This window comes from Anoxybacillus gonensis, assembly GCF_001187595.1.
In the GTDB taxonomy this organism is placed as follows: domain Bacteria; phylum Bacillota; class Bacilli; order Bacillales; family Anoxybacillaceae; genus Anoxybacillus; species Anoxybacillus gonensis.
Map to the genome: position 1 here is coordinate 1 of NZ_CP012152.1, position 7,500 is coordinate 7,500.

6 protein-coding genes (1 of these 6 only partly in view) are annotated in these 7,500 nt (G+C 39.7%); all 6 read left to right on the plus strand.

What is annotated here, in order from left to right; genetic code table 11:
* A complete protein-coding gene (gene dnaA, locus AFK25_RS00005) occupies positions 1–1,344 on the plus strand; it encodes a chromosomal replication initiator protein DnaA (protein ID WP_009361092.1) in 1,344 nt (447 codons plus the stop codon).
* Between the two features lie 157 nt (positions 1,345–1,501).
* Complete coding sequence (gene dnaN / locus AFK25_RS00010) at positions 1,502–2,638, plus strand: DNA polymerase III subunit beta (protein WP_009361093.1); 1,137 nt, start codon at positions 1,502–1,504, stop codon at positions 2,636–2,638.
* Between the two features lie 98 nt (positions 2,639–2,736).
* Positions 2,737–2,949, plus strand: coding sequence for a S4 domain-containing protein YaaA (yaaA, locus tag AFK25_RS00015; RefSeq protein WP_009361094.1), 213 nt, complete (start codon positions 2,737–2,739; stop codon positions 2,947–2,949).
* Between the two features lie 14 nt (positions 2,950–2,963).
* A complete protein-coding gene (gene recF, locus AFK25_RS00020; RefSeq protein WP_035067255.1) occupies positions 2,964–4,079 on the plus strand; it encodes a DNA replication/repair protein RecF in 1,116 nt (371 codons plus the stop codon).
* A 61-nt stretch (positions 4,080–4,140) separates the two neighbouring features.
* The gene (gene gyrB, locus AFK25_RS00025) at positions 4,141–6,057 is read left to right on the plus strand and encodes a DNA topoisomerase (ATP-hydrolyzing) subunit B (protein WP_420806296.1); all 1,917 of its coding nucleotides are present in this window, start codon (positions 4,141–4,143) and stop codon (positions 6,055–6,057) included.
* 70 nt (positions 6,058–6,127) lie between these two features.
* Positions 6,128–7,500, plus strand: the 5' portion of a protein-coding gene (gene gyrA / locus AFK25_RS00030; protein WP_035067258.1) for a DNA gyrase subunit A. The gene runs 1,087 nt beyond the window's last position; only the first 1,373 of its 2,460 coding nucleotides appear in the window; its start codon is at positions 6,128–6,130; its stop codon lies beyond the right edge, outside the window.

A 7,500-nucleotide genomic window follows, 5' to 3' on the forward strand; every position in this document is an offset into this window, starting at 1 on the left:
GTGGAAAATATTTCGGACTTATGGAATAAAGCATTAGCCGAGATTGAGAAAAAAATTAGCAAACCGAGCTTTGAAACGTGGTTAAAATCGACATCTGCTCATTCGCTAAAAGGCGACATCCTTATTATTACCGTTCCAAACGAATTTACAAAAGATTGGCTCGAATCGCGCTACACGCGGCTCATTGAGCAAACGCTCTATGACATTACCGGAGAAGAGTTAAAAATTAAATGCACGATCCCTAATCATCAAGCACTAGAGGAATTTGATCTAAAACCATCGAGCAAACCGCGGAAACACGATGACGAACAAACAGAATTTCCACAAAGTATGCTGAATCCAAAGTATACGTTCGATACTTTTGTTATTGGATCAGGCAATCGCTTTGCCCACGCTGCATCTTTAGCAGTAGCAGAAGCACCGGCCAAAGCGTACAACCCCCTTTTCATTTATGGTGGTGTAGGCCTAGGCAAGACGCACCTCATGCACGCAATCGGTCATTACGTTCTTGAACATAATCCGTCAGCGAAAGTCGTTTATTTATCTTCGGAAAAGTTTACAAATGAATTTATTAATGCCATCCGCGATAATCGTCCAGACGATTTTCGCAATAAATATCGTAACGTGGACGTGCTGTTAATAGATGATATTCAATTTCTCGCCGGAAAAGAACAGACACAAGAGGAGTTTTTCCATACGTTTAATACGTTACATGAGGAAAGTAAGCAAATTGTGATCTCGAGTGACCGACCTCCGAAAGAAATTCCGACGTTAGAAGATCGCCTTCGTTCTCGTTTTGAATGGGGATTAATTACGGACATTACTCCTCCTGATTTAGAAACGAGAATCGCCATTTTACGTAAAAAAGCAAAAGCAGAAGGCTTCGACATCCCGAACGAAGTGATGTTGTACATCGCTAATCAAATTGACTCGAACATTCGTGAATTAGAAGGGGCTCTCATTCGCGTCGTTGCTTACTCCTCTTTAATTAACAAAGAAATTAACGCAGATTTAGCAGCAGAAGCATTAAAAGATATTATTCCAAGCTCCAAACCAAAAGTCATTACAATCCAAGACATTCAACGCGTTGTTGGGGAGCATTTTAACTTGAAACTCGAAGATTTTAAGGCAAAAAAACGGACAAAATCGGTTGCATTTCCGCGCCAAATTGCGATGTATCTTTCGCGCGAGCTGACGGACTGCTCACTTCCGAAAATTGGCGAGGAATTTGGAGGACGTGATCATACGACTGTCATCCATGCTCACGAGAAAATTTCAGCGCTTATCCAAACAGATGTGCAATTACAAAAACAGCTAAAAGAAATTATGGAGAAACTGAAATAATGTGAATAACTGCTTTATGTTTGTGCACAGTCTGTCCACATGTGGATAGTCTGTGCTTCCTTTGTTTTATTCACTTATCCACATAATCACAGCGCCTAGTACTATGATTAATAGTTTTTTAAAAAAATATAATAAATAAATTAGGGAGGTTTTCTTTGTGAAAGTTATTATTGATCGCGATCATTTAGTAAGAAGTGTACAAGATGTGATGAAAGCTGTATCATCTCGAACAACTATTCCGATTTTAACTGGAATTAAAATCGTTGCCTCAAAACAAGGCGTTACTTTAACAGGAAGTGATTCAGATATTTCGATCGAATCATTCATTCCAGCTGAAGAAGAAGATCGGGTCATTGTTGACGTCATAAAACAAGGTAGCGTTGTCTTACAAGCACGATTTTTCAGTGAGATTGTTCGTAAGTTACCGAAAGAAACGATAGAAATCGAAGTAAAAGATCAATTCGTCACAACGATCCGCTCCGGAAAAACCGAATTTCATTTGAATGGATTAGATCCAGAAGAATATCCGCGCCTACCACAAATTCAAGAGGAAAACATGTTTAAAGTGCCAGCTGATTTACTAAAACATGTCATTCGCCAAACGGTATTTGCGGTGTCCACCTCAGAAACACGCCCGATCTTAACAGGTGTAAACTGGCGCATTGAAAATAATGAACTGACGTGTACTGCAACAGATAGCCATCGACTAGCGATGCGAAAAGCAAAAGTAGAAACGGAATCCGAAGCGTATTACAACATTGTCATTCCGGGCAAAAGCTTAAACGAATTAAATAAAATTCTTGAAGAATCAAATGAGCCTGTTCACATTGTCGTAACGGAAAACCAAGTATTATTCAAAACAAAACATTTATTGTTTTTCTCACGGTTATTAGACGGAAACTATCCAGATACATCCCGGCTCATCCCGACAGAAAGCCAAACAGATATGATTGTCAAAACAAAAGAGTTTTTACAAGCGATCGATCGTGCATCGTTGCTAGCGCGTGAAGGAAGAAATAACGTCGTTCGTTTATCGACATTGTCTGACAAAGTCGTTGAAATTTCATCGAACTCACCTGAAATCGGAAAAGTTGTCGAAGAAGTACAATGTGAACAGGTAGAAGGTGAAGAATTAAAAATTTCTTTCAGCGCAAAATATATGATGGACGCATTAAAAGCGTTAGAAGGGGCAGAAATTAAAATTAGCTTTACTGGTGCTATGCGGCCGTTTGTCATTCGACCGCTTCATGACGATTCTATGCTTCAGTTAATTTTGCCTGTACGAACATACTAAAAAGCTGCTAGAAGATCTAGCAGCTTTCCTTTTCTTCCCCCTTATTTTTTAGTACAATGAAAGAATGGACACTTTTATAGAAAGTGAGCGGATAATGGATGAAAGAAATAAAAATTTCAACTGAAACAATTACACTTGGACAATTTTTAAAACTAGCAAACGTCATTTCAACAGGTGGAATGGCGAAATGGTTTTTACAAACAAACGATGTGTTCGTTAATGGCGAAAGGGAACAACGCCGCGGTCGCAAGTTGAAAGTAGGAGATGTTGTTCATATTCAAACAATCGGTACATTTACGATTCGTTCGTAAAGGTGGGAGCACCTTTGTTTTTAGAACAATTAACTTTAAAAAATTATCGGAATTATGAGCAAGGTTGTTGGCAATTTCGAAATAAAGTAAACGTCATTTTAGGAGAAAATGCTCAAGGTAAGACGAATATTATGGAATCCATTTACGTCTTATCGATGGCAAAATCACACCGAACAACAAACGATAAAGATTTCATTCGTTGGGAAGAAGATTATGCTAAAATAGAAGGTAAAGTAGAAAAGAAAAACGGTCCAATTTTTTTGCAGTTGACTGTGTCGAAGAAAGGAAAAAAAGCGAAATTAAACTATATTGAACAGGCAAAATTAAGCAGCTACGTTGGCCATATGAACGTTGTTATGTTCGCCCCTGAAGATTTAAACCTAGTCAAAGGGAGCCCACAAATTCGAAGACGGTTTATCGATATGGAAATTGGTCAAGTATCACCTGTTTATATGCACGAGCTCGGACAATATCAAAAATTGTTGCAACAAAGAAATCAATATTTGAAACTGCTTCAGGCGAAAAAACAGACGGATGACACGTTTCTCGATGTGCTTACGGAGCAGCTTGTAGAGTTCGCTGCAAAAATCACTCTAAAAAGATATGAATTTATTGAATTGTTACAAACGTGGGCCAAACCAATCCATGCTGAAATTAGCCGGGGCAATGAACAACTAGGTATTCACTATTGTCCTTCAGTTGATGTATTAGACGAACAACAATGGTCGAGAATAGTAGAAGTGTATAACGACAAGTTCGCAAAAATAAAGACAAAAGAAATCGAACGAGGTACAACGCTCATTGGGCCACATCGAGATGATTTATCTTTTACGATTAACGGCAAAGATGTACAAACGTTCGGTTCACAAGGTCAACAACGGACGACAGCTCTTTCATTGAAACTAGCTGAAATCGATTTAATTTTTTCAGAAATTGGCGAGTACCCTATTCTGTTACTTGATGATGTACTATCAGAGCTTGATGATTTTCGCCAAACGCATTTATTAGATGCTATCCAAGGTAAAGTACAAACATTTGTAACAACAACGAGCATAGATGGAATTGAGCATCGCGTCATTCGTGAGGCAGATGTGTATGAAGTTGTCTCTGGACAAATGATGAGACGATAGTTTTTCTATAAACCTCGAACGTATTGTTCGAAAAGGAAAGCGTAGGTGATCAATAATGACGATGGAACAAAGAGAACAAGTCGTTTATGATGAAAGTCAAATTCAAGTTCTCGAAGGGTTAGAAGCGGTACGGAAAAGACCAGGGATGTATATCGGGTCAACTGGTCCAAAAGGATTACACCATCTCGTATGGGAAATTGTCGATAACAGCATTGATGAAGCGTTAGCTGGATTTTGTACGGAAATTAACGTCATTGTTGAAGAAGATAACAGCATTACAGTAATCGATAACGGCCGTGGGATTCCTGTTGGCATTCATGAAAAAATGGGAAGACCAGCTGTTGAAGTAATTATGACTGTGTTACACGCCGGTGGAAAATTCGGCGGCGGTGGATATAAAGTGTCTGGCGGTTTACACGGAGTTGGGGCATCTGTTGTCAATGCGCTGTCAGAAGAGTTAGAAGTGTATGTGCATCGTGATGGAAAAATTCACTATCAAAAATATACGCGAGGCGTACCTTGTTCTGATTTGCAAGTTGTAGGTGAGACAGATCGGACAGGGACAACTATTCATTTTAAACCAGACCCAGAAATTTTTACAGAAACAACCGAGTATGATTATGACACGCTCGCACATCGCTTACGAGAGCTTGCTTTTTTAAATAAGGGGATTCGCATTACGCTAGAAGATCGACGTGGCGAAAAGCGACGCAACGAATATTATTACGAAGGTGGAATTTCTTCATACGTCAAACATTTAAATCGGACGAAAGAAACACTGCACGATGAACCGATTTACATTGAGGGAGAAAAAGACGGCATCCAAGTTGAAATCGCCTTGCAATATAACGATGGCTATACGAGTAATATATACTCATTTGCTAATAACATTCACACGCACGAAGGCGGTACGCATGAGTTAGGTTTTAAAACGGCGTTGACGCGAATCATTAATGATTACGGTCGAAAAAAAAATATGTTTAAAGAACAAGATGCTAATTTGACGGGTGAAGATGTGCGTGAAGGATTAACAGCAATCATTTCCGTGAAACATCCGTCTCCACAGTTTGAGGGACAAACGAAGACAAAACTCGGAAATAGCGATGCTCGCACCGCGACAGAGTCCATTTTTGCGGAGCAATTTGAAAAGTTTTTACTTGAAAATCCAACGGTCGCGAAAAAAATTGTTGAAAAAGGAATTTTAGCTTCACGAGCACGTCTAGCAGCTAAACGGGCGCGAGAATTAACAAGAAGGAAAAATGCCCTTGAAGTATCAAGTTTGCCTGGGAAATTAGCGGATTGTTCTTCGAAGGATCCATCGATATGTGAACTGTATGTCGTTGAGGGAGACTCAGCGGGTGGTTCTGCAAAACAAGGACGTGATCGTCATTTTCAAGCGATTTTACCGTTGCGTGGAAAAATTATTAACGTGGAAAAATCAAGATTAGATAAAATTTTATCAAACAATGAAGTGCGTGCAATTATTACAGCTCTTGGTACGGGAATTGGAGAAGAGTTTGATATTACAAAAGCTCGTTACCATAAAATCATTATTATGACGGACGCAGATGTCGACGGGGCGCATATTCGTACACTGTTGTTGACATTTTTCTACCGCTATATGCGCGAGGTCATTGAACAAGGTTATGTTTATATCGCTCAGCCACCTTTATATAAAATTCAGCAAGGGAAACGAATTGAGTATGCATATAGTGATCGACAACTTGAGGAAATATTAGCTCGGTTACCAGAACAACCAAAACCGATTATTCAACGTTACAAAGGTCTTGGAGAAATGAATCCAGAACAACTTTGGGAAACGACGATGAATCCAGAAACGAGAACGTTGCTAAAAGTAAGTTTGCAAGATGCGATGGAAGCAGACGAAACGTTCGAAATTTTAATGGGGGATAAAGTAGAACCGCGTAGACAGTTTATCGAAGAAAACGCGAAGTATGTAAAAAATCTTGATATTTAAGTATGTCGGAGAGTGTTTGTTCACCCTCCCCTCGTTTTATTATTTTGTTAAGTAAGGGAGGTTCGTCTATATGTCTGAACGTGTAAAAGAAATAAGTATTAGTCAAGAAATGCGTGCATCGTTTCTCGACTATGCTATGAGCGTCATTGTATCGCGTGCACTTCCTGATGTGCGTGACGGACTAAAACCGGTACATCGCCGAATTTTATATGCGATGCACGATTTAGGGATGACAGCGGACAAGCCTTACAAAAAGTCCGCACGTATTGTCGGTGAAGTGATCGGGAAGTACCATCCACACGGCGATGCAGCGGTGTACGATACGATGGTGCGGATGGCACAAGATTTTAACTATCGATATATGCTCGTTGATGGTCACGGAAACTTTGGATCAATTGATGGAGATGCCGCAGCAGCTATGCGTTATACAGAAGCAAGAATGTCGAAAATTTCGATGGAGTTGTTGCGGGATATTAACAAAGATACGATTGATTACCAAGATAACTACGATGGCTCAGAACGTGAGCCCATTGTGTTGCCGGCTCGTTTTCCAAATTTACTCGTAAATGGGTCTTCAGGTATTGCGGTCGGGATGGCGACAAACATTCCGCCGCATCAACTTGGGGAAGTCATTGACGCTTTATTAGAACTAATGAAAGATCCAGATATGACGATTGCTGAACTAATGGAGTATTTGCCTGGTCCAGACTTTCCGACAGGTGCGCAAATTATCGGAAGAGGCGGTATACGAAAAGCGTATGAAACAGGACGAGGTTCGATTACATTGCGCGCCAAAGCAGAGATTGAACAAAAAGAAAACGGAAAAGAAACAATTATCGTCCGAGAATTGCCTTATCAAGTAAATAAAGCAAAGTTGATTGAAAAAATTGCTGAGCTTGTACGTGAAAAGAAAATTGACGGCATTACGGATTTGCGTGATGAATCTGACCGGAGCGGCATGCGCATCGTTATTGAAGTAAGAAGAGATGTAAGTGCCCATGTGGTGCTCAACAATTTATACAAACAAACAGCATTACAAACAAGCTTTGGTATTAATATGCTTGCCCTTGTTGACGGTCAACCAAAAGTGTTGAACTTAAAACAATGTTTACAGCATTATTTAGATCATCAAAAGATTGTTATTCGTCGTCGTACGCAGTTTGAATTGAACAAAGCGGAAGCTCGCGCCCATATTTTAGAAGGGTTACGTATTGCCCTTGATCATTTAGACGAAGTGATTGAGCTTATTCGTCAATCTGCGACTGTAGACGTAGCAAAAGAAGGATTAATGACAAAGTTCCAGTTAAGTGAAAAACAAGCGCAAGCGATTTTAGATATGCGTCTGCAACGTTTAACAGGATTAGAACGTGAAAAAATCGAACAAGAATATGCGGAGCTAGTGAAGCTCATTGCGCATTTAAAAGCTATTTTAGCTGATGAACA